The sequence below is a fragment of the Rhizobium esperanzae genome (assembly GCF_014197615.1).
Taxonomy (GTDB): domain Bacteria; phylum Pseudomonadota; class Alphaproteobacteria; order Rhizobiales; family Rhizobiaceae; genus Rhizobium; species Rhizobium esperanzae_A.
In genome coordinates this window covers 264271-287332 of the sequence record NZ_JACIFY010000006.1, presented here as the reverse complement: position 1 = coordinate 287332, position 23062 = coordinate 264271, and the positions used below count along the sequence as shown (strand labels likewise).

The window sequence follows — 23062 nt, the reverse complement described above, 5'->3', positions numbered from 1 at the left end:
TCCAGATAAGGCCTCTATTCGTCGCAAGATCAAGAAGGCTGGGTGGGATGATCAGTTCCTCATCTCTATCATCGCTCATATGCGATAGCCCTGCCCTTGTGGGGAGGGGTTGGGGAGGGGTCTTTGGTCACGCCTGCGGGTGCCACCCAAACGCAAAACGGCCGGGCAAAGCCCGGCCATCTCAGCTTCCACGCAGAGACCCTCAGCCGATCTTGATCAGCTTACCTTCCTTGACCGACTGCACCGCGGCATCGGCGAGCGCCAAAGCTGCCAGGCCGTCGGCGCCGGAGGGCGAAATCTTCGTGCCCTTTTCGATTGCGGCGATGAAGGCGGCGATTTCGTTGGCATAGGCTTCGGTGTAGCGGGTCATGAAGAAATCATGCAGCGGCGGGCGGGTGTAGCCGTCGCCGTTTGCCACTTCGATCGAGACCGGGCGCTGGTTTTCGGCAGCCGCCATGCCCTTGGCGCCGTGCACCTCGATGCGCTGGTCGTAGCCGTAGGTGGCGCGGCGGGAGTTGGAGATGACGGCCTGCTTGCCGGATTTGGTCTGCAGGATCACCGAGACGCTGTCATAGTCGCCGGCTTCGCCGATCGCCTTGTCGACAAGGACGGCGGCGGTCGCCAGAACCGAGACCGGCTCTTCGCCGAGCAGGAAGCGGGCCATGTCGAAGTCGTGGATCGTCATGTCGCGGAAGATGCCGCCCGAGCGCTTGATGTAATCCACCGGCGGGGCGCCGGGATCGCGCGAGGTGATCGTCACCATCTCGACATCGCCGATCTTGCCGTCGTCGATCACCTTGCGCACTGCCATGAAATGCGGGTCAAAGCGGCGGTTGAAGCCGACCATCAGCTTGGCGCCGGTTTCTTCCACAACCTTGATGCAGGCCTTGACGCGGGCGACATCGAGATCGATCGGCTTTTCGCAGAAGATCGCCTTGCCGGCGCGCGCGAAACGCTCGATCAGGTCGGCATGGGTGTCCGTCGGCGTGCAGATGACGACGGCGTCGATATCTTTGGCTGCCTCGATCGCCTCGATGGTGCGGACCTCGCAGCCATAGGCCGAGGCGATGGCTTCAGCCGCCTGCGGAAAGGCGTCCGCGACTGCGACGAGCGTCGCATTGGCGTCGCCGCTGACGGCCTTGGCGTGGACCTTGCCGATGCGGCCGGCGCCGAGAAGACCAAATCTCACTGTCATTGCTACCTCCATTGAATTCGGAACAAATAAACCGAATTGCCAAAAATCTGGAATTTTCATTCCACCATCTCTGCGTCGCGTCAAGCCCGCGGCTCTTTCACATTTGCAAGATTCGAACTAAAGACAAGCGCGGCGCAGGCCGAAGCCAGCGCGGCACGTGCCAGAGACACGTGCGACATATGCGACCGCGGAGCAGGAATGCAACTCATCGATCCGAAACATCCGGCATACCAGCGTCTTTGGGTGCGCATTGCCATCGTCGCCGTCTGCTTCGGTTGGGCCGGGGTCGAACTGATCACCGGCGATCCGTTCTGGGCGGTGCTGGCGGGGGGCGCCGGCGCCTATTCCTTCTATATGCTGTTCTTGACCTTCAACCCGCAGCCTGAGGTCGCCGCAGCGCCTGCCGAGCCCGACGCCGAGGAGGAAGAGGAAACCCCTCAGGCGAAACCGTCGAAGGACGGGCAGGCGGAATAATCAGCGCAATCGCCGCAGGGCTTCGTCGATCAGCAGGTTGGCGAGCATCATGCGCTTCGTCGCATTGTCGCGGAAGGGCGAAGCGACGCCGTCGGGATGATTGGCGCGGGCAAAGGCGCGGCGCTTCTCACTGAGCGTCAGCGGCGTATCGGCAGCCGAAATCGCCAGCTCGGCGGCAACCTGCTGCGGCGCCGTGCGGGTGAGATGCTCCGGCATCACGGGCTCCGGTGGAGCTAAAGGCGCCGGTTTTTCCACAGGCTCGGCGGTGTCGATATCCAGATTGTCGAAATAGGCCTGGCCGAGGCGTTGCGAGGCGACCGAGACACCCTCCATGACATCGAATGCCAGCCCTGTGCCGAAGCCGGCGACGCGATGGACGGCCGGCGCTTCGGCCTCATCTGTTGTCTCGTCCTCCGCCTTCAGCCGCTCGAGGACTGATTGAAATACCGACTGTCCGAACAGCATCCACCTTCCTTTCGAAGGCTATTAAAGGAGAGCAAGATGGCGCCGGGCTTGTCGCCCGAAAACCGCATTCGCTTTTCGCATCATGCTCCTAGCCGGCCTGTTTCAGGCTCTCCTCGAGGATAATGTCATAGAGCAGCCTTGCGCTCGGCGGCAGCGCCCTCTCCTTGGCGGCGATCAGGCTGTAGGGTTTGACGTTGATGTCGAAATCGATCGGCAGCATGCGCACGTCGGAGGCCTTGGCGCCCTGGCCGGCGAGGAACTGGGCGACGTCGATGGCAACGGGGGCGATCGCATCGGTTTCGCAGATGATCGCGCAGGTGAGCAACAGCGATGAGGTGTTGACGATATTCTCCGGCAGCGCCACGCCGCGCGACAGGAAAATATCCTCGATCGTCCGGCGCAGCAGCGTGCCCGGCGGCTGGAACACCCAGTCGTAATCGCGGACGTCGGAGAGGCTGCTCGCCTTCTGCTTCAGCAGCGGATGGCTCTTGCGCACGATCAGGCAGGCCCGCTCGACGCCGATCTCGGTTACTTCGAACAGGCGCGGGTTGAGATCGTCGGGAATGCGGCCGATGATGAAGTCGTGGCGGGCGGCGAGCAGCTCGCGGGCGAGCACATTGCTGGTCTCCACCTGAATGTTGATCTCGATGCCGGGATAAGCCTTGCGCACCCTGTTGATCGCCGGCACGACGAGGCTCATGGCCGGCGCCGTCACCGCGCCGATGAAGACCGCGCCGCCCTTGCCGCTCTTCAGCTCGCCGATTTCGCGGCTGGCCTCGCGCAGTTCCAGCAGGATCTTCCGCGCCCGTCTGGCGAGCGCCGCGCCGAAGGTCGTCAGCACCACGCCGCGGGCCACCCGCTCATAGAGCTGGGTCTTGGTGATCGATTCCATTTCCGACAGCATGCGCGATGCGGCGGGCTGCGAAATGTTCAGGACTTCCGCAGCTGCGGAAATCTGTCCACTATCTTCGATTGCGACGATCATCCGCAGGTGATTCAGTTTAAGTCCTGCACGTAAAAGGTTGTCATCGCCGAAATTATCACTGTGGATATCGACGTGGTCCATCGAAAGCGGCTCGGAAACAATCGTCATGGTTGCAGCCTCCCCACTGCGCTCCATCAAAAGTAATACTTTTTAACGATATACCAAAATTGTTATGCACTTTACCAGTTATTCTATTTGACAGTTATAGGAATCCATACCAGTTTGCCGCCGTGTGCTGGTTGGCACTCAACACGTGTGAGATCGTGGAGGAGACCTACTTCGTTTCTCACCATCTGAAGTAACTATCCAATACGGAACCTGCCACAGTTTCGGGGCGGGCGTTTTTCGTCCGCTGCTCTATTAACAAGGGAGAGAGAAATGAAATCCATTATCTCATTGATGGCTGCGGCTGCCTTCGGCGTCGCTTCGTTCGTTGCACCGGCTATGGCCGCAGATAAGGGCACCGTCGGCATTGCAATGCCGACCAAGGCTTCTGCCCGCTGGATCGACGACGGCAACAACATCGTCAAGCAGCTGCAGGCCGCCGGTTATGGCACCGACCTGCAGTATGGCGACGACGACATTCCGAACCAGCTTTCGCAGATCGAAAACATGGTCACGAAGGGCGTCAAGGTTCTCGTCATCGCTTCGATCGACGGCACCACGCTTTCCGACGTGCTCCAGAAGGCCCACGACGCCGGCATCAAGGTCATCGCTTACGACCGTCTGATCCGCAATTCGGGCAACGTCGACTACTACGCGACCTTCGACAACTTCCAGGTCGGCGTTCTGCAGGCTGGTTCCATCGTTGACGGCCTCGGCCTCAAGGATGGCAAGGGTCCGTTCAACATCGAACTCTTCGGCGGTTCGCCGGACGACAACAACGCCTTCTTCTTCTATGATGGCGCAATGTCCGTACTGCAGCCCTACATCGACTCGGGCAAGCTCGTCGTGAAGTCCGGCCAGACCGGCATGGACAAGGTCGGCACGCTGCGTTGGGATCCGGCAACGGCCCAGGCTCGCATGGACAACCTGCTCTCGGCTAACTACACCGACGCCAAGGTCGATGCCGTTCTGTCTCCCTATGACGGTCTGTCGATCGGTATCATCTCCTCGCTGAAGGGCGTTGGTTACGGTACGGCTGCTCAGCCGCTCCCGATCGTTACGGGTCAGGACGCTGAAGTTCCGTCGGTCAAGTCGATCATTGCTGGCGAACAGCATTCGACGATCTTCAAGGACACCCGCGAACTCGCCAAGGTCACCGTTGCCATGGTCGATGCCGTCATGTCCGGCAAGGAGCCTGAGGTCAACGACACCAAGACCTACGACAACGGCGTCAAGGTCGTTCCGTCCTATCTGCTGAAGCCGGTTGCTGTCGACAAGACCAACTACAAGCAGATCCTCGTCGACGGCGGTTACTACACCGAAGACAAGCTGAAGTAAGTTGAACAGGAGGCCGGGGCCTGCGCTTGCGGGTTCCGGCCTTCGATTTTATGATGACCCATCCATTAAACGGCTGGGGGCGCTGGAACTTTGACTATGGACAACACCATCCTCGAAATGCGGAGCATCACCAAGACGTTCCCGGGCGTGAAGGCGCTGGAGAACGTGAACCTCAAGGTTCGCAAGGGTGAAATTCACGCATTGGTCGGCGAAAACGGGGCCGGTAAATCGACCCTGATGAAAGTTCTATCGGGCGTTTATCCTACCGGAAGTTATGACGGCGACATCGTCTATGAAGGCGAGACGCGCAACTTCAAGGCGCTGAGGGACTCCGAAGAAATCGGCATCGTCATCATTCACCAGGAACTGGCGCTGGTGCCGTTGCTGTCGATCGGCGAAAACATCTTCCTCGGCAACGAGAATGCCAAGAGCGGCGTCATCAGCTGGGACGAGACCTTCAACCGCACCAAGCAGTTGCTCAAGAAAGTCGGCCTGTCCGAATCTCCGAATACGCTGGTGACCGATATCGGCGTCGGCAAGCAGCAGCTCGTCGAGATCGCCAAGGCGCTGTCGAAGAGCGTAAAGCTGCTCATCCTCGACGAGCCCACCGCCTCGCTCAACGAAAGCGATTCCGACGCGCTGCTCATGCTGCTGATGGAATTCCGCAAGCAGGGCATCACCTCGATCATCATTTCCCATAAGCTGAACGAGATCCGCAAGGTCGCCGACCAGATCACGGTCCTGCGCGACGGCATGACCGTCAAGACGCTCGACTGTCACGCCGACGAAATCAGCGAAGACATCATCATCCGCAACATGGTCGGCCGCGATCTCGAGGACCGTTATCCCCCGCGTTCGGTGCCGATCGGCGAGACCATTCTCGAAGTGAAGAACTGGAACGCCTATCACCAGCAGCACCGCGACCGTCAGGTCCTGCACAATATCAACGTCACCGTCCGCAAGGGCGAAGTCGTCGGTATCGCCGGGCTGATGGGGGCAGGGCGCACCGAATTCGCCATGAGCCTGTTCGGCAAATCCTATGGCCACAAGATTTCCGGCGAGGCGCTGATGCACGGCAAGCCGGTCGACGTCAGCACCGTGCGCAAGGCGATCGACGCCGGTCTCGCCTATGTCACCGAAGACCGCAAGCAGCTCGGCCTGGTGCTCAACGACACGATCCTGCACAATACGACGCTCGTCAATCTGAAGGCGGTGTCGAATGCCTCGGTGATCGACAGCGTCAAGGAATCGCGCGTGGCGACCGACTATCGGTCGAAGCTGCGTATCCGTTCTTCCAGCATCTTCCAGGAAACGGTCAATCTGTCCGGCGGCAACCAGCAGAAGGTGGTGCTGTCGAAGTGGCTGTTCTCCAATCCCGATATTTTGATCCTCGACGAGCCGACGCGCGGCATCGACGTTGGCGCAAAATACGAAATCTATACTATCATCAACCAGCTTGCCGCCGATGGAAAGGGTGTTCTGATGATCTCGTCGGAAATGCCCGAACTGCTTGGCACGTGTGACCGCATCTACGTGATGAACGAAGGACGCATCGTCGCGGAACTGCCGAAGGGAGAAGCAAGCCAGGAAACCATCATGCGCGCTATCATGCGCTCAGGGGAGAAGAAGCAATGACACCGATCAATCAACCCATCGCTGAGCAGGGGCGTGTCGTCTCCATCGGAGACTATATTCGCGGCAACATCCGCGAATACGGCATGTTCATCGCGCTCATCGCGATCATGGTGTTCTTCCAGTTCTCGACCGGTGGCGTTCTCTTCAGGCCGCTCAACCTGACCAACATCATTCTGCAGAACTCCTTCATCGTCATCATGGCGCTCGGCATGCTGCTGGTCATCGTCGCCGGCCATATCGATCTTTCGGTCGGGTCCGTCGTCGGCTTCGTCGGCGCCATCGCCGGCGTGATGACGGTGCAATGGCACACCAACTATGTCCTGGCGGGTATCATCTGCCTCGCTCTCGGCGCGCTCGTCGGCGGCGTTCAGGGCTATTTCGTTGCCTATCACAAGATCCCGTCCTTCATCGTCACGCTGGCCGGCATGCTCGTTTTCCGCGGGCTGACGCTGTTCGTCATGACGGCATCGGGAACCGGCACCAGCATCGGTCCCTTCCCGCCGGACTTCCAGCTGATCAGCATCGGCTTCCTGCCGAACCTCTTCGATATGGGCGGCATCAACTCGACCTCGATCATCCTGACCGTCGTCGGCGCCGTAACCCTCTTCTACATGGCCTGGCGCAAGCGTCTGTCGAACGAGAAGCATGGCAATGACGTCGAGCCGATGGGCTTCTTCCTTGCCCAGAACATCATTGTCTCGCTCGCCATCCTGGGGCTCGGCTACCAGCTGTCGATCTATCGCGGCTTCCCGAACGTGCTTGTCGTCATGCTCGTGCTCGTCGCTGCCTATGCCTTCATTACCCGTCGCACGACGATCGGCCGGCGGATCTACGCCATGGGCGGCAATGAGAAGGCCACCAAGCTTTCCGGTATCAACACCGAGCGGCTGACCTTCCTGACCTTTGCCAATATGGGCCTGCTTGCCGGTCTCGCCGGTCTGATCGTTGCGCTGCGCCTCAACTCGGCGACGGCCAAGGGCGGTTTCGGTCTCGAACTCGACGTCATCGCCGCCTGCTTCATCGGCGGCGCATCGGCCCAGGGCGGCGTCGGCAAGGTGACGGGTGCGGTGATCGGCGCGTTGATCATGGGCATCATGAACAACGGCATGTCGATCCACGGTCTCGGCACCGACTCGCAGCAGATGGTCAAGGGTGCGGTGCTTCTCGCCGCCGTGTTCTTCGACGTCTACAACAAGAACAAGGGCTGAGCGCCTAAGCGCAGCCCCGGCATTCGCAGTCATATGAATGATGGATTCCGGCTCCCGTGGGAGCCGGACAGGCGGAGCTTTTTCTCAAGACCCGCCGAAACGAGAAGGATTGAAGTCGTGCTTATTTCCCAGATCAAGGGTGCCAACGGAGAGATCGTCGTCGCGGTGCGCGAGCAGGGCGGCGCGGCCAGGTCGGTGAAGAACGCCGGCAGCGTCTATGCGCTGGCGATGGAAGCTGCCGACGGCGGCAAGTCGCTTGCCGCCGTTATCGAGGCCCATGGCTACGGCGATGCCGTCGATCTTGAAAAGGCCTATGCGGAAGGCCGCTTCCTGCCGCCGATCACCCATCCCGACGCCGCCCACCTGCATCTGACCGGCACCGGTCTGACGCATCTGGGTTCGGCCGCTACCCGCGATTCCATGCACAAGAAGACCAGCGAGGCGGCAGAGGAAACGCTGACCGACTCGATGAAGATGTTCAAGATGGGCCTGGAGAACGGCAAGCCGAAGGCTGGCGAAAAGGGCGTGCAGCCCGAATGGTTCTACAAGGGCAACGGCTATGGCACGGCTGCCCCCGGCGCGCCGCTCGTCTCGCCCTCCTTCGCTCTCGACGGCGGCGAAGAGCCTGAAATGGCCGGCATTTACGTCATCGCCAAGGACGGCTCGCCGTTCCGCATCGGCTTTGCCCTGTCGAACGAGTTTTCGGACCACGTCACCGAGCGGATCAACTATCTCTATCTGGCCCACTCGAAACTGCGCCCGGCCGCCTATGGTCCGGAAATCCGCATCGGCGCCGCACCCGACGATATCCGCGGCACTTCGCGCATCAAGCGCGGCGACAAGGTGATCTTCGAAAAGCCCTTCCTGTCGGGCGAAGCGAACATGTCGCACACCTTCGCCAACCTCGAATATCACCATTTCAAATACGGCATCTTCCGCGTTCCGGGGGACGTGCATGTCCACATGTTCGGCACCGCGACACTGTCCTTTGCCGACGGCATCAAGGCGGAAGAGGGCGATGTCTTCGAGATCGAAGTCGCCGAATTCGGCCTGGCGCTGCGCAATCCGCTGAAGGTAGCCGCCGAGGAAGAGGTTGCCGTCAGGCAGCTCTGATTTTTGAGACCCGGCCGCCTGGTGGCCGGATCGTAATGTAAACGGTAAAGGAGGCTTGTTGAGCCCATGACCATTTATCAAAACCTGATCGCCGGCGAATGGGTCGGCACGGACGCGACGAAGAACATCAACCCGTCCGATACGAACGAGGTCGTCGGCCTCTATGCCAACGGCAGTGCCGAAGACACCAAGAATGCCATCGCCGCCGCCAAGGCCGCCTTTCCGGCCTGGTCGCGCTCCGGCATCTGGGAACGCCACGTCATCCTGAAGAAGGCCGGCGACGAGATCATGGCGCGCAAGGACGAGCTCGGCGCGCTGCTCGCCCGCGAAGAAGGCAAGACCCTGCCTGAGGCCACCGGCGAAGTCATCCGCGCCTCGCAGATCTTCGAATTCTTCGCAGGCGAAGCCCTGCGGCTGGCCGGCGAGGTCATCCCGTCGGTGCGCCCGAATATCGGCGTCGAAATTACCCGCGAGGGCCTCGGCGTCATCGGCATCATCACGCCGTGGAACTTCCCGATCGCCATCCCCGCATGGAAGATCGCCCCGGCGCTCGCCTACGGCAACACCATCGTCTTCAAGCCGGCCGAACTGGTGCCGGCCTGCTCCTGGGCGATCGTCGATATCCTCAACCGGGCAGGGCTGCCGAAGGGCGTCCTGAACCTCGTCATGGGCAAGGGCTCGGTGGTCGGCCAGGCCATGCTCGAAAGCCCCGACGTTCACGGCATCACCTTCACAGGCTCCACCGGCACCGGCCGGCGTGTCGCCGCCGCCTCCATCGAGCATAACCGCAAGTTCCAGCTGGAGATGGGCGGCAAGAACCCGATGGTTGTGCTCGATGACGCCGATCTCAACGTTGCTGTCGAAGCCGCCGCCAATTCCGGCTTCTTCTCGACCGGCCAGCGCTGCACGGCGTCCTCGCGCCTGATCGTCACCGAAGGTATCCACGACAAGTTCGTCGCAGCCCTCACCGACAAGCTGAAGACGCTTGTTGTCGACAACGCGCTCAAGGCCGGCACCCATATCGGCCCCGTCGTCGACGAGCGGCAGCTGAAGACCGACACCGACTATATCGAGATCGGCAAAAAGGAAGGCGCCAAGCTTGCCTTCGGCGGCGAGGTCATCTCGCGCGAAACGCCCGGCTTCTATCTGCAGCCGACGCTGTTTACCGAGGCGACCAACCAGATGCGCATTTCGCGCGAGGAGATCTTCGGGCCTGTGGTCTCGCTGATCCGCGCTAAGGATTACGACGAGGCGCTTGCCATCGCCAACGATACGCCGTTCGGCCTTTCGGCCGGCATTGCCACGACCAGCCTGAAACATGCGACGCACTTCAAGCGCAATTCGGAAGCCGGCATGGTCATGGTCAACCTGCCGACAGCAGGCGTCGATTTCCACGTTCCGTTCGGCGGCCGCAAGGGCTCGTCCTATGGTCCGCGCGAGCAGGGCAAGTACGCCGCCGAGTTCTACACAACGGTCAAGACCGCCTACACGCTGGCTTGAAACATCCGATGATCCGGGCCGTACGAGGCGGCCCGGCAATCACTTGAAGGACAGAGACGATGAAAAAGAAAGCCGAATGGCCGCGCAGGCTGAGGTCGCAGGAATGGTATGGCGGCACGAGCCGCGACGTGATCTATCACCGCGGCTGGCTTAAAAACCAGGGATATCCGCACGACCTGTTCGATGGCCGGCCGGTGATCGGTATCCTCAACACCTGGTCGGATATGACCCCGTGCAACGGTCATCTGAGAGAACTCGCCGAGAAGGTGAAGGCGGGTGTCTGGGAGGCCGGCGGCTTCCCGCTCGAAGTGCCGGTGTTCTCGGCCTCCGAAAACACCTTCCGCCCCACCGCGATGATGTACCGCAATCTTGCGGCACTCGCGGTCGAGGAAGCGATCCGCGGCCAGCCGATGGACGGCTGCGTGCTGCTCGTCGGCTGCGACAAGACCACGCCTTCGCTGCTGATGGGCGCTGCCTCCTGCGATCTGCCCTCGATCGTCGTCACCGGCGGGCCGATGCTGAACGGCTATTTCCGCGGCGAGCGTGTCGGCTCCGGCACGCATCTGTGGAAGTTCTCCGAAATGGTGAAGGCCGGCGAGATGACGCAGGCCGAGTTCCTCGAGGCGGAAGCCTCGATGAGCCGCTCGTCGGGTACCTGCAACACCATGGGCACGGCCTCTACCATGGCGTCCATGGCCGAAGCGCTCGGCATGGCACTCTCAGGCAATGCCGCAATCCCGGGCGTCGACTCCCGCCGCAAGGTGATGGCGCAACTCACTGGCCGCCGCATCGTGCAGATGGTCAAGGACGACCTGAAGCCGTCGGAGATCATGACGAAGCAGGCCTTCGAGAACGCCATCCGCACCAATGCGGCGATCGGCGGATCGACCAACGCCGTCATTCACCTGCTCGCCATCGCCGGCCGCGTCGGCATCGATCTTTCGCTCGACGACTGGGATCGCTGCGGCCGTGACGTTCCCACCATCGTCAACCTGATGCCGTCGGGCAAATACCTGATGGAAGAGTTCTTCTATGCCGGCGGCCTGCCGGTCGTGCTGAAGCGCCTCGGCGAAGCCGGCCTTCTGCACAAGGACGCGCTGACGGTCTCCGGCGAAACCGTCTGGGAAGAAGTCAAGGACGTCATCAACTGGAACGAGGACGTCATCCTGCCGGCTGAAAAGGCGCTGACATCTTCGGGCGGCATCGTCGTTCTGCGCGGCAATCTCGCGCCGAAGGGCGCGGTGCTGAAGCCTTCGGCCGCCTCGCCGCATCTCCTGGTGCACAAGGGCAGGGCCGTCGTGTTCGAGGATATCGACGACTACAAGGCCAAGATCAACGACGACAATCTCGATATCGACGAGACCTGCGTCATGGTCATGAAGAATTGCGGCCCGAAGGGTTATCCGGGCATGGCCGAAGTCGGCAACATGGGATTGCCGCCCAAAGTGCTGAAGAAGGGCATCCTCGACATGGTGCGTATATCGGACGCCCGCATGTCGGGAACGGCCTATGGCACCGTCGTGCTGCACACCTCGCCGGAAGCGGCAGTCGGTGGTCCGCTCGCAGTCGTCAAGAACGGCGACATGATCGAGCTTGACGTGCCGAACCGCCGCCTGCATCTCGACATCTCGGACGAGGAACTGGCGCGCCGTCTCGCCGAATGGCAGCCGAACCACGATCTGCCGACGTCCGGTTATGCCTTCCTGCACCAGCAGCATGTCGAAGGCGCCGATACCGGCGCCGACCTCGACTTCCTGAAGGGATGTCGCGGAAACGCTGTCGGCAAGGACAGCCACTAAATAGATCGATCTATGACAGGAGAAGGCGGGGCATGACCCCGCCTTTTTCGTTGTGCTTGCTCAATCAGCAAATGGCGCTATATTCTGTACAAGTGTACAGGAAATATGGTCATGTCCAAAGTGGTTGGCGCAGCAGAATTCAAAGCGAAATGCTTGAACCTTATCGATCAGATGCGTAACGATGGTGAATCGATCGTCATCACCAAGCGCGGCAAACCGGTTGCCGTGCTTTCCCCAGCGCGCGCGGCAGGCGGCCGCACAAGTATCATCGGCGTTATGAAGGGCAGCGTATTGCGCTACGACGATCCTCTGTCTCCGGCCGTTGAGACGGAAGATTGGGACGCACTCCGTTGATCGTCATCGATACGCATATCCTCGTCTGGGCAATGCAGGACGACGCTCGGCTCGGTTCACAGGCCCGGCGCATCATCGACGAGATGGCCGGGAAAAGCCGGATTCTGATTTCGGCGATCACACCTTGGGAAATCGCGATGCTCGTGCAGAAGGGGCGCTTAGCGCTGGGCGACGATGTCGGGCGATGGATCGACAGTGCTCTGTCGCTGCCCGGGCTTCAGCTTGCGCCGATCGAGCCTTCCATCGCGATAGACAGCGTTCGGCTGCCCGGCGAGTTTCACGCCGACCCCGCGGATCGCATCATCGCCGCCACAGCTCGGTTTCATCGCATACCTTTGTTGACCGCAGATCAGGCAATCCTCAGCTATGGTGCGCGCGGTCACCTCCAAGTTGTTGCGGCTGGATAGATGCCGCTTCCCGCCGCCTCCTCAGCTCTGGCTCTGGCTTTGCATCTGCCCGCCATTCTCGACCTTGACGGTGACCGACAGCGTTTCGCCCGGCGTGCCGATGCGCATGCCTGAAATCGGCGCGGCGTCGCGGTAGCAGAGACCGGAGGCGATCCTGACGTAACGGGCATCCGGGCAGATCTCGTTGGCGGGATCGAAGCCGACCCAGCCAAGACCGGGAATATGGGCCTCGGCCCAGGCATGGGTTGCTGCCTGCTCGACTTTTTCCGCCATCATCAGATAGCCCGAGACATAACGGGCCGGCACCTGCAGGGCGCGGGCGGCGGCAATGAAGATGTGGGCGTGATCCTGGCAGACGCCGCTCTTTTTCTCCAGCGCCTGTTCGGCCGTCGTCGCGGTGTCACTGGTGCCGGGCTTGTAATCGACCGTCGCGTGGATCGCCGCCATCAGCGCATGCATGCGGGCAAGCTCGCTATCGCCGGCGACACCCTTGACGAGTTCCTTGACCAGCTTGCCGCTCTTGGTCAGCGGCGTTTCGCGCAGGAAGAGCCAGAGCGGGCAGAAGCCGGTATGCGGGCCGGTGACGCCGTTATTGTCGGCCGTCTCGACTTCGCCTTCGGCGAGAATGCGCGTCACGTGCTGCGCGCCTTCCAGCGAAACCAGGTTGACGTGGTTGCCATACTGGTCGTCATATTCCACTTCGGGCGTGGCGCCCTCGACGTTCAGCGACCAGGCGAGCACCTTCTGGGCGGCCGATGTCGGCGGCGTCAGCCTGAGCCGTTGCAGCGAGAATTGCGACGGTTCGTCGTAGCGGTATTCGGTGAGGTGGCTGATCTTCAGTCTCATGTTCTGATCCGCTTAAACGTAGAACCGGTAGCCATCGGAAATCTCGGCGCCGAGCTGGTTGTTGCGCGAGACGAAATCCTCGAGGAACTCATGCAGGCCCTGATCCATGATATCCCGGATCGCCCGCGTCTGCAGCGTGGTGCGGATCGCATCGGCGGTATCGTGGGCAGGCAGCCGCGCTTCATAATCCTGGGCGAGGTAACCGAGATTGCTGACGATCTTCTCGTAGCAATAGGCGAGCGAGCGCGGCATCTGGACGTTCAGCGTCAGGAAGTCGGCAATGTTCATCGCCCGGTATTCACCGTCATAGGCCCAGCTATAGGCACGGTGCGCGGAGACCGAGCGCAGGATCGATTCCCACTGGACGTTGTCGAGCGACGAACCGACCGCCGAGACCGAGGGCAGCAGCACGTAATATTTCACGTCGAGGATGCGGCTGGTATTGTCGGCCCGCTCGATGAAGGTGCCGATGCGAGCGAAATTATAGAGCTCGTTGCGCAGCGTCGAGCCATGAAAGGCACCGCGGATGAGACCGGCGCGGCGCTTGATGACGTCGATCACTTCAGGCAGGTCGGCGGCCTTGACGCGCTTTTCGAGCAGCGCCTTCAGCTCGATCCAGCATTCGTTGGTCGCCTCCCAGGTCTCGCGCGTCAGCGCCGTGCGCACCATGCGGGCATTGTTGCGGCCGGACTCGATGCAGGACATGACGCTCGACGGATTGGCACGATCGCGCAGGAGATAGTCGATCGCTTCGGCGTTGGTCAACTTCGCGCGGCTCTCGCCATAGGCCTCGCGGACACCGGCACTTTGCAGCACGCCGTCCCAATTGTCGTCGCCGGCGCTGCTGCGGGTGAGCGACATGCGCAGTCCGGCATCGACCAGGCGGGCGATATTTTCGGCGCGCTCGATGTAACGAAACATCCAGTAAAGGCCGTTTGCAGTTCTTCCGAGCATCAGTCCTCCAATACCCAGGTGTCTTTGGTGCCGCCGCCCTGGCTGGAATTGACCACGAGCGAGCCTTGTTTCAGCGCGACGCGGGTCAGCCCGCCCGGAATGATCTGCACCTTGTCGGAGACGAGCACATAGGGGCGAAGGTCCACATGGCGCGGCGCGATCCCCTTGTTGACGAGGATCGGCACGGTGGAGAGCGACAGCGTCGGCTGGGCGATGTAGTTGTTCGGCTTGGCCTTCAGCTTTTCGGCGAAATCGGCGCGCTCCTTCTTCGAAGCCGTCGGTCCCACAAGCATGCCGTAGCCGCCGGAGCCGTGCACTTCCTTGACGACGAGCTCTTCGAGGTGCTCCAGCACGTATTTCAGGCTCGATGCTTCCGAACAGCGCCAGGTCGGCACGTTCTCGAGCAGCGCCTTGCTGCCGGTGTAGAATTCGACGATCTCCGGCATGTAGGAATAGATCGCCTTGTCGTCGCAAATGCCGGTGCCCGGCGCATTGGCGATGGTGATGTTGCCGGAGCGGTAGACATCCATGATGCCGGGAATGCCGAGCGCCGAATCGGCCCGGAATGTCAGCGGATCGAGGAAGTCGTCGTCGACGCGGCGGTAGAGAACGTCGATCGCCTCGTAACCGCGGGTCGTGCGCATCTTGACCTTGCCGTCGATGACGCGCAGATCCGAGCCTTCGACGAGCTCGACGCCCATCATGTCGGCGAGGAAGGAATGTTCGTAATAGGCCGAATTGTAGATGCCCGGCGTCAGCACTGCGACGCGCGGCTTGCCGGTGCAGCCGGGAGGGGCGAGGGAAGCAAGGCTCTGTCGCAGGAGGTAAGGATAGTCCTCGACGCGCTGCACCTTGTTCTCGTGGAAGAGCTCCGGGAACATCTGCATCATGGTTTCCCGGTTTTCCAGCATGTAGCTGACGCCGGAAGGCGTGCGGGCATTATCCTCCAGCACGTAGAACTGGTCCTCGCCTGTTCTTACGATGTCGGTGCCGACGATATGGGTGTAGACGCCGCCGGGCGGGCGGAAGCCGATCATCTCCGACAGGAAGGCGACGTTGTTTTCGATCAGTTCGCGCGGAACGCGGCCGGCGCGGATGATCTCCTGCTTATGGTAGATGTCGTCCAGGAAGGCGTTGAGCGCGATCACCCGCTGCTCGATGCCCTGGGCAAGCTTGCGCCATTCGCGGGCGGAGATGATGCGGGGAATAATGTCGAAGGGAATGAGCTTTTCGGAACTATCGGCGTGGCCGTAGACCGCGAAGGTGATGCCGGTCTTTCGGAAGATGTTTTCCGCGTCGCGGGACTTGGCAATCAGATGCGACCGGTCTTGGCTGTTGTACCATTCGAAATATTTTTCATAAGGCGGGCGAGGACTTTCGTCCCCGGTAATCATTTCGTCAAATGCCAAAGGTGCGGCTCCCCTTTTTTGTTCATTTGAATACAACGCAAATTGCAATGCAAGAACCATGCGCAGTTCGAGAAAAAGATTTTGCGTTGCGGGAAAAGGGGGGATGCGGGTGTTTGAAGTGGTGTGGCGGGTGGTTGTTCCGCAATGGCTGCGCAAAATATGGGCAGGTGATGGTTTTTCATTCGGTCGTTATCGGGTGCAGGCGCAATCGCACACTCTGTCATCTGTAGCGAGGAGGGGGCGCGCCGTGTGACACCCCCCTCTGCCCTGCCGGGCATCTCCCCCACAAGGAGGGAGATCGGCTGGGCGCGATGGTTTCCCCAAACAACTGCCGCTTGATCACTTCGAGACGGTAGAGAGGAAACGATGGTTCTACCGCTTGCCGATCTCCCTCCTTGTGGGGGAGATGCCCGGCAGGGCAAGGGGGGTGCCACACGGCACAGCTTTTCTTTGTTTCGTAGCGGTCCTCCGGCCGGTCTATCCCCACCCATCAACCAAATTTCAAATAAGCATCAATGCTTCGCCTTTGACTGCGGCAGCCGGCTGCGGCTATCAGCGGGGCGAAACCTCCTCTACCCGAGCCGCCGCCATGACCCTCGATCGCCTTGCCCCCGCTCTCTTCGTTCTGCTCTGGTCCACGGGCTGGGTGGTGGCGAAATATGCGGCGCTGCATTCCGAGCCCTTCACCTTTCTTTCGATCCGCTACGGCCTGTCGGCGCTGGCATTCCTGGCGCTCTGCGTGGTGGCTCGGGCGCAATGGCCAACAAGCCGGGCGACGTGGCTGCGCGCCGTCTATTCCGGTTTTTTCCTGCATGGCTTCTATCTCGCCGGCCTCTGGTGGGCGATCGCCAATGGCGTGCCGGCCGGCATATCGGGGATCATTGCAGCACTGCAGCCGCTGATGACGGCGATGGCGGCTCCCTTTCTCGTCGGCGAGCGCTTGCAGCAAACGCAGAAATTCGGCCTTGCGCTCGGCTTCATCGGCATTGCCATCGCTATTTCGCCCAAGCTCATCGATCCGGCGACAGCCGATCTCGGACATGCCGCTCTGCCGCTGGCGGTCAATCTCATCGCCATGGGCTCCGTCACCTACGGCACGCTCTATCAAAAGAAACATCTGCAATCCGGCGACCTCAGAACGATTGCGACGCTGCAATATGTCGGCGCGCTGATCCTCACCCTGCCGCTTTCGCTGATCTTCGAGCATCAGCATTTCGATGGCGCCGCGCGGGCCTATGCCGCGCTCGCTTGGTCGGTCTTCGGTCTGTCGATGGGCGGTGTCGGGCTGCTGCTCTATCTCATCCGCCGGGGGCAGGTCTCGCGTGCGGCCTCGTTGATCTATCTGATGCCACCGGCTGTCGCGCTCGAAGCCTTCATCGCTTTCGGCGAGCCGCTGACGCTGCCGTTGGTTCTGGGCACGATGATCGTCGTGACGGGCGTCTACCTGACGAACCGCAGGGTCGTTCAGCAGGCACAGGCGGGCGTATAGCCTGATCGCTGCCCAAGGCCGCGAGGAGGTTACCTCGGGCAAGTTCTAACGTCTTCTTAAGGTGATTTACTGAGGTCGTCCTCAGGCATCGAGTGGCAAGGACGTTGTTATCGACCGATGCATTGGAGGTCGCCGGCGGTTGCCGGCGACCTCTTATCCAGAGCACCTTCAGTTTGAGTGCGCGTGATCTGCAAGCACGAAGCAAACAATCAGTTGCGCGGCTGCAGCAACGCCAAAGCAATCGTCGAGGCAGCCAGGAGCGCCGTCACAGTCAATGGTCCCACGGCGCCGTAGTGGTCGACGATATAGCCGCCAAAAACCGCGCCGATGCTGATGGCCACCTGAAAAGAGACGACCATCAGGCTGCCTGCCGCCTCCAGAGCGTCGGGGGCCGCGCGGGAAAGATTGGTCGGCAGCACGACCGGCGCCATGCCGAAGGCAAAGCCCCAAAGCGTGACGAAGGCGAATGCGACGCCGGTATGAGCGCCCCAAAGCACCAGAGCGAGTGCTGCAAACGTCATCAATACCGCGGTCACAGCCAGTGCCATGCGGATGCTCGCGTCGGCCATCCGGCCACCGGCAACATTGCCGATCACGGAGGCGATGCCAAATCCGAGCAGTGCTAGGGCGATCGATCTGGTTTCCAGGAGCGTTACGTGTTCGAGGAAAGGACGCACATAAACCGACCCGGCAAAATGCCCGGTCATCAGCAAAAGGATGGCAAGCATTCCCAGTTGAACGCCGCCCCGTCGTGTCAGCCGGAAGACATCAGCGAGACTGTTGCTTGTGCTTGCAGGGAGTGTCGGCAGGCTGAGCACCTGCAGCAGCATGGCAAGCGCGGCAAGCCCGGCTGTCATCGCCATGGCGCTGCGCCATCCCAGCCAATCGCTGATCAAAGCACCCATTGACGGTGCAGCTATCGTGGCGAGCGAAACGCCGAGGGTGACGATAGCCATGCCCCGACCTGTCGCATTGGCGCCGACCAGCCTCGCCACGACGGCCACTGAAAGCGCCCAAAAGCCGCTCAGTGCGATGCCTAACCCGGCCCGCCCCAGCAACAATAGCCAAAAATCGGTCGCCAATGATGCAAGAATATTGGAGCCGATCGCCAGGGCAGCGAGGCTGACCAGCACGGTTTTGCGGTTCAGTCGGCCGATGAGGACGTTGCTCAACAAGGCCGCCACGGCGCCGACGGAAGCGGTGGCGGTGACGACTTGTCCGGCCGTTCCCTCGGAAATGCCGAGATCGCGCGCCATCGGCGTCAACAGGCCCGCAGGCAGAAACTCGGCGGATACCAGTGCAAAGCTGGTGGCCGCCATCGAAACAACGGCAAACCAGGTCGCCGCGCTCCACGCGGATGGTTCAGCCGCCTCCGGGCCAATTGCGGCCCCGTCGAACTGCGATGTTGTGTCCGTCATTTGAAGCATCTCCTATGTTCGGAGACACTTTGTAGATGAAGTTTTCAGGATGATATGTGTCTTAAAATCCGAAATCCATGTCCGTTCGTCCGGAACTTGTGCGGCGCACAATCCCCGGTGAGACGTTGGTGACGCGTTTGAAGGCGCGCGCGAAAGAAGCCTCGGACTCATAGCCCAGCCGGGAAGCAACTTCAGCGATCGACATGCCGCCTTGACCCAACAAATCGCGGGCGAGCTGCATACGCAGACGGACGAGGTAATGTGCCGCGCCTTCTCCCAAGATAGCGCTGAAGCGCTCGGCGAAGATCGAGCGCGACTGACCTGCCACACCAGCGAGGTTTTCGAGGGTCCAGTTATGGCCGGGATCCCGGTGCATGACCGCCAATACACGACCGATATGAGGATCACGGATGGCGGCGAGCCAGCCCGTGGTCGAAGCTCCGCTGCAATTGACCCAGCAGCGGATAAGCCGCGCCGCGAGCAAGTCCGCCATTCGCGATAAGACGGTCGCGCTTCCCATTTGGGGCTGTGTCGCCTCCGCCGACATGGCCGCCAGCAGGGGACCGACGATCGGGTCATTGCCGGCCACGTCGCAGCCCTTGATGATTGGCGGCATCAGAGCGATCAAGGGGTGAAGCGCATGTGCGCCCAAAGCCATGGAACCGCAGAAGAGGGTGCTATTCGCCCCCATTCCCTGCCGCACAACTTCGCAGACATTGCTCCCCAACCTTGTTATCTGACAGCTTTTAAGCGAATCTCCTTCAACATCCGGCGCGCTGGCCAAGCGATGTGCGATGCCTTGAGGCAGCAGAACCAGATCGCCATCATTCAACTCCTGCCATCCTTCGACTTCGGTATGGATCCAGCACGGACCTTGGCTGACGAAGTGGAAACGAAGCAGCTGTTGTTGCGGAAAGGCGATGCTCCATGGATGCCTGAGTTCGCAGCGGCCATAGTTGACCCCGCTCAAGCGAAAGTCTTGCAGGACTTCGCTGAGGGCATCCATTGGGATGGTTGACGGCGACAACGGCCGGGACGGATGGTCAAGCATTTAGCCAATTTAGGTCTCAAGCGTCCGGCATTCAAGCGGTACGGGCGAAGGACCGGCTCGGCCCCGGACTGTCGTTGCGATGTGCGACCACAAAGAGAAAAAGGCCGGAGCACCTGTCAGATGCTCCGGCCTCCCAACGTATAAGGCCGGAGATATTCAGCCTTTCCTTTAAATCAATGCTCAGGCGCGTTCGCGACGCTGGCCACCGCCATTGCGGGAGCCGGAGCCGCCGCGGCGGTTGCCGCCGTTGCCGTCGCGGCGCTGTTCGCCGCCCTGGGCCTGTTGCGGGCCGCGGTCTTCGCCGTGCTTGCGGGCGGGGCGGCCGTGGGCGTGGCGGCCGTTGCCGCGGTGATGACCGCTCGGCTCGCCATTGGCGTGATGGCCGTTGGGGCCGTTATGCGCAGGGCGCTGCGGCTTTGCCGGGCGGAAGTCGGAGGTCGAGACCAGATCGTTGTCGGGGCCAAGATTCGGGGTGGCCTCGCCGCGGCGCTGGCCGCGGAAATCCTCGTTGCGGCTTGTACGCTCGGGACGCGGACGGCGTTCGCGGCGTTCCTCGCCGCCGGCGCGGACTTCGTTTCCTTCGCCGTCACGGCGGGGGCGGCGTTCCTGGCGGCTGCCGCGATGTTCCGAACGGTTGGCATCGCCACGGCCTTCGCCGCGCCCCTGACCTTCGCGACCCTGGCCGCCACCGCGATTGCGGCTGTTGCCATTGCCGTTGCCGCGGCGCGGGCCGCCGGCGCTGATATGGGCCGGCGGTTCGCCGCTTGCGACCGTGATGTCGATGCCCATCAGGCGCTCGATATCACGCAGCAGCCTGGCTTCATCGGGAGCGCAGAAGGCAATCGCGATGCCGTCGCGGCCGGCGCGCGCCGTGCGGCCGATGCGATGGACATAGGCGTCCGGCACCTCGGGCAGGTCGTAGTTGTAGACGTGGCTGACGGCCGGGATATCGATGCCGCGGGCGGCGACGTCGGTGGCGATCAGCGTCTTGATGCTGCCGTCGCGGAAGGCCTTCAGTGCCCGCTCGCGCTGACCCTGGCTCTTGTTGCCGTGGATCGAGGCGACGGAATAGCCGATGTTCTCGAGATGCTTCATCAGCTTCTCCGCACCGTGCTTGGTGCGCAGGAAGACGATGGCGCGGCCGTCCGGGTTTTCGGTCAGCGACTTGCGCAGCAGTTCGGTCTTGTCGTTCTTGCCGCCGACGAAATGCACGTACTGCTCGACCTTGTCGGCAGCCTTGCCGGGAGGCGTGACTTCGACCGTGACGGGATCGACCAGATACTCGCCGGCGAGATCGGCGATCGACTTCGGCATGGTGGCCGAAAACAGCATGGTCTGGCGCTTCTTCGGCACCAGCTTGGCGATCTTGCGCAGATCGTGCACGAAGCCGAGGTCGAGCATCTGATCGGCCTCGTCGAGCACGAGATAACGCACCGTCGTCAGCGTGATGGCGCGGCGGTTGACGAGATCCAGCAGACGGCCGGGGGTGGCGACCAGGACATCGGTGCCTTTTTCGAGCTGAAGCTGCTGCTTGTTGATCGACACGCCGCCGACGACGACATTGATGCGCAGCGGCGACTTGCGGATGAACTTCTTCAGGTTTTCGGCGATCTGGTTCACCAGCTCGCGGGTCGGCGCCAGGATCAGCGTCCGCGTCGTGCGGTTGTCGGGGCGGCGTTCGTCGGCGAGCAGCTTTTCGATGAGCGGCAGGCCGAAGGCGGCGGTCTTGCCGGTGCCGGTCTGGGCAAGGCCGATCAGGTCGCGGCCTGCCAGGAGGAGGGGAATGGCCTGTTCCTGGATCGGCGTCGGCGTTTCGATGCCGAGCTGGAACAAGGTGGCGACGATCGGCTTGGAGACACCAAGCGATTCAAAATTAGTCAAGGCATAACCTTTCGGGGCGCCACAACGACTAGCGCCGGAACGCACCATGCGATCCGGTTTCATTCTGGCGTCAAGAACCCCGCGTGAAGTGGGAACTTGCAAGTTGGAAAAAGCTTTCCAGCGCTTCTGGCCGCTGATTGGGAGTGCGGCGATATCGAAATGCGCTTTTGTCCCTTCTTCCTGCGTTTCGTATTTTTTAGCAGGGGCACGCTCACGCGGCGGCCGGAAGGGTGAAAGCTGAGCCGCATTTGGGCTAGTTCACCGGAAAAGTCAAGTGCAGTGCACAAAAAGGCGTTAGGCCGGGTCGGGCGAGGGCATTCTCAGAACGAAACTCTCCGATGCGCTTTCGGCACCGTTAATCAGGATGGCGATGCGGTGTTTGCCGGGATAATAGCGCCGTGTCGTGATCGGCCGCATGGCGTGGCGGCGTTCGATTGCGTGGCTCTGGCCGGGTGCTAGCGTGACCGTCTTGCATTTGAAGACCTTGGGGGACAACGAGCCGTCGGCCTTCACGTGGTGGATGGCGTAGTCGATCATCAGCGCGTGCGCGGTCTCACCTGCATTGGTCAGGCGGATTTCGAAATTCAGCCCTTCGCCGAACATCACCTCGCCGTTCAGAAGACGCAGCTCGCAGGTCAGCGCGGCAGCCGCGCCGAAACCGAAATTGGCAAGCGCCTGCGCATGGCCGTTCTTGAGCAGCGTGCGCGACGCATGTTTCAGCAGCCGGCGGCGCTCGGCTGATGCAACCTCGATGTGGCCGGCGATGAAGGCGGCGACCAGATTCGGGTGATCCTTGGCGATATCGTTCAGGCTGTTGGCGACCGAGCGGCGCACATAATCCTCCGGATCATCCAGCAACGCGGTCAGGATCGGCAGGATCGGCGCAGGGTCCTTGACGAGCTGCGGCAGGCGCATCGCCCAGGGCAGGCGCGGCCGCGTTCCCTCGCTCGCCAGCCGGCGCACATGCCGGTCGGGATCGGCGACCCAGCCGGAGATGATGGCGAGTGTGCGCTGCTGGTCGCGGTGGATGAATTGCCGGATGCCGAATTCGGCGGTGAAATGTGGCGTCAGGGCCTTGAGGAGATCGAGGCCGAGATCGAAATGATCGGGGCCGCGGGCGGCGATGAACTGGTTGACCGGCAGCAGCATCCAGCCGGACAATCCCGGCCTGCCTGCGGCAGGCAGGCTTGCCTTCAGGATGGCGGCAGCTTCGGGGAAATCGTCGGGTAGGGTGGCAAACAGCGCATCGCGGATCAGCGCCGAGCGTTCCATCAGTTCCAGCGCCGCGAGACGATCGGTCGCCAGCGCCATGAAACGGTCTCGGTCGAAGGCAGGCGCATTGGCGGCGATGCGATCGGCCATATCGCCGACCAGTGCCTCATGCAGCAGGTTCTTGAGTGGTTCCGGCATGCTGATCCTCCCTCTGTGGGAGGATT

Annotated in this window: 20 protein-coding genes; 10 read left to right on the top strand and 10 right to left on the bottom strand. The window is 61.6% G+C overall.

The window, feature by feature from the left end:
- Positions 1-202: 202 nt before the first annotated feature.
- Complete coding sequence (iolG, locus tag GGD57_RS11210; RefSeq protein ID WP_088684677.1) at positions 203-1195, bottom strand: inositol 2-dehydrogenase; 993 nt, start codon at positions 1193-1195, stop codon at positions 203-205.
- Positions 1196-1393: 198 nt separating this feature from the next.
- Here iolG and GGD57_RS11205 point away from each other — a divergent pair, with 198 nt between their 5' ends.
- Entirely contained in the window at positions 1394-1669 is a 276-nt protein-coding gene (locus GGD57_RS11205; RefSeq protein ID WP_184469652.1) for a hypothetical protein, read from the top strand.
- Here the strand turns inward: GGD57_RS11205 and GGD57_RS11200 are convergent, their stop codons facing one another.
- The gene (locus tag GGD57_RS11200) at positions 1670-2134 is read right to left on the bottom strand and encodes a hypothetical protein (RefSeq protein WP_184469650.1); all 465 of its coding nucleotides are present in this window, start codon (positions 2132-2134) and stop codon (positions 1670-1672) included. It lies immediately after the preceding gene.
- An 88-nt stretch (positions 2135-2222) separates the two neighbouring features.
- Positions 2223-3227, bottom strand: coding sequence for a LysR family transcriptional regulator (locus GGD57_RS11195; protein ID WP_085738040.1), 1005 nt, complete (start codon positions 3225-3227; stop codon positions 2223-2225).
- 270 nt (positions 3228-3497) lie between these two features.
- Between GGD57_RS11195 and chvE the strand changes: the two genes are divergently transcribed.
- From chvE to GGD57_RS11155, 8 genes are all read left to right on the top strand, one after another.
- Positions 3498-4562: a multiple monosaccharide ABC transporter substrate-binding protein gene (gene chvE / locus GGD57_RS11190; RefSeq protein ID WP_085738039.1), complete on the top strand. Its 1065-nt coding sequence runs from the start codon at positions 3498-3500 to the stop codon at positions 4560-4562.
- Between the two features lie 96 nt (positions 4563-4658).
- Positions 4659-6197 (top strand): multiple monosaccharide ABC transporter ATP-binding protein, encoded by a 1539-nt coding sequence (gene mmsA, locus GGD57_RS11185; protein ID WP_085738038.1) that lies wholly within the window; start codon positions 4659-4661, stop codon positions 6195-6197.
- The gene (gene mmsB / locus GGD57_RS11180; RefSeq protein ID WP_184469648.1) at positions 6194-7405 is read left to right on the top strand and encodes a multiple monosaccharide ABC transporter permease; all 1212 of its coding nucleotides are present in this window, start codon (positions 6194-6196) and stop codon (positions 7403-7405) included. The genes mmsA and mmsB overlap by 4 nt, the downstream gene beginning before the upstream one ends.
- A gap of 117 nt (positions 7406-7522) precedes the next feature.
- Positions 7523-8518 (top strand): AraD1 family protein, encoded by a 996-nt coding sequence (gene araD1 / locus GGD57_RS11175; protein WP_184469646.1) that lies wholly within the window; start codon positions 7523-7525, stop codon positions 8516-8518.
- Between the two features lie 66 nt (positions 8519-8584).
- Positions 8585-10018, top strand: coding sequence for an aldehyde dehydrogenase family protein (locus GGD57_RS11170; RefSeq protein WP_184469644.1), 1434 nt, complete (start codon positions 8585-8587; stop codon positions 10016-10018).
- Between the two features lie 59 nt (positions 10019-10077).
- Positions 10078-11817 carry an L-arabinonate dehydratase gene (gene araD / locus GGD57_RS11165; RefSeq protein WP_184469642.1) on the top strand — a complete coding sequence of 580 codons (1740 nt, stop codon included), beginning with the start codon at positions 10078-10080 and terminating at the stop codon, positions 11815-11817.
- A gap of 111 nt (positions 11818-11928) precedes the next feature.
- Entirely contained in the window at positions 11929-12171 is a 243-nt protein-coding gene (locus GGD57_RS11160; protein WP_184469672.1) for a type II toxin-antitoxin system Phd/YefM family antitoxin, read from the top strand.
- Entirely contained in the window at positions 12168-12578 is a 411-nt protein-coding gene (locus GGD57_RS11155) for a type II toxin-antitoxin system VapC family toxin (protein WP_184469640.1), read from the top strand. The genes GGD57_RS11160 and GGD57_RS11155 overlap by 4 nt, the downstream gene beginning before the upstream one ends.
- A 21-nt stretch (positions 12579-12599) precedes the next feature.
- On the opposite strand, the gene GGD57_RS11150 is transcribed toward GGD57_RS11155, so the two are convergent.
- From GGD57_RS11150 to GGD57_RS11140, 3 genes are read right to left on the bottom strand one after another with little or no spacing between them, the layout of a single operon-like run.
- Entirely contained in the window at positions 12600-13424 is an 825-nt protein-coding gene (locus GGD57_RS11150; protein WP_184469638.1) for a transglutaminase family protein, read from the bottom strand.
- 12 nt (positions 13425-13436) lie between these two features.
- A complete protein-coding gene (locus GGD57_RS11145; RefSeq protein ID WP_184469636.1) occupies positions 13437-14378 on the bottom strand; it encodes an alpha-E domain-containing protein in 942 nt (313 codons plus the stop codon).
- Positions 14378-15787, bottom strand: coding sequence for a circularly permuted type 2 ATP-grasp protein (locus GGD57_RS11140; RefSeq protein ID WP_049736073.1), 1410 nt, complete (start codon positions 15785-15787; stop codon positions 14378-14380). Before GGD57_RS11140 ends, GGD57_RS11145 begins: the two co-directional genes overlap by 1 nt.
- Before the next feature lie 589 nt (positions 15788-16376).
- Here GGD57_RS11140 and GGD57_RS11135 point away from each other — a divergent pair.
- Positions 16377-17276, top strand: coding sequence for a DMT family transporter (locus GGD57_RS11135; protein ID WP_184469634.1), 900 nt, complete (start codon positions 16377-16379; stop codon positions 17274-17276).
- A gap of 209 nt (positions 17277-17485) precedes the next feature.
- Here the strand turns inward: GGD57_RS11135 and GGD57_RS11130 are convergent, their stop codons facing one another.
- The 4 genes from GGD57_RS11130 to GGD57_RS11115 all read right to left on the bottom strand — a co-directional run bounded on the left by GGD57_RS11130 (position 17486) and on the right by GGD57_RS11115 (position 23036).
- Positions 17486-18694, bottom strand: coding sequence for an MFS transporter (locus GGD57_RS11130; RefSeq protein WP_184469632.1), 1209 nt, complete (start codon positions 18692-18694; stop codon positions 17486-17488).
- A 61-nt stretch (positions 18695-18755) separates the two neighbouring features.
- Positions 18756-19745, bottom strand: coding sequence for an AraC family transcriptional regulator (locus tag GGD57_RS11125; protein WP_184469630.1), 990 nt, complete (start codon positions 19743-19745; stop codon positions 18756-18758).
- Positions 19746-19925: 180 nt separating this feature from the next.
- Positions 19926-21674, bottom strand: a complete 1749-nt coding sequence (locus GGD57_RS11120; RefSeq protein ID WP_184469670.1) for a DEAD/DEAH box helicase — start codon at positions 21672-21674, stop codon at positions 19926-19928.
- Between the two features lie 246 nt (positions 21675-21920).
- Positions 21921-23036: a DNA alkylation repair protein gene (locus GGD57_RS11115; protein ID WP_184469628.1), complete on the bottom strand. Its 1116-nt coding sequence runs from the start codon at positions 23034-23036 to the stop codon at positions 21921-21923.
- Positions 23037-23062 lie beyond the last annotated feature (26 nt).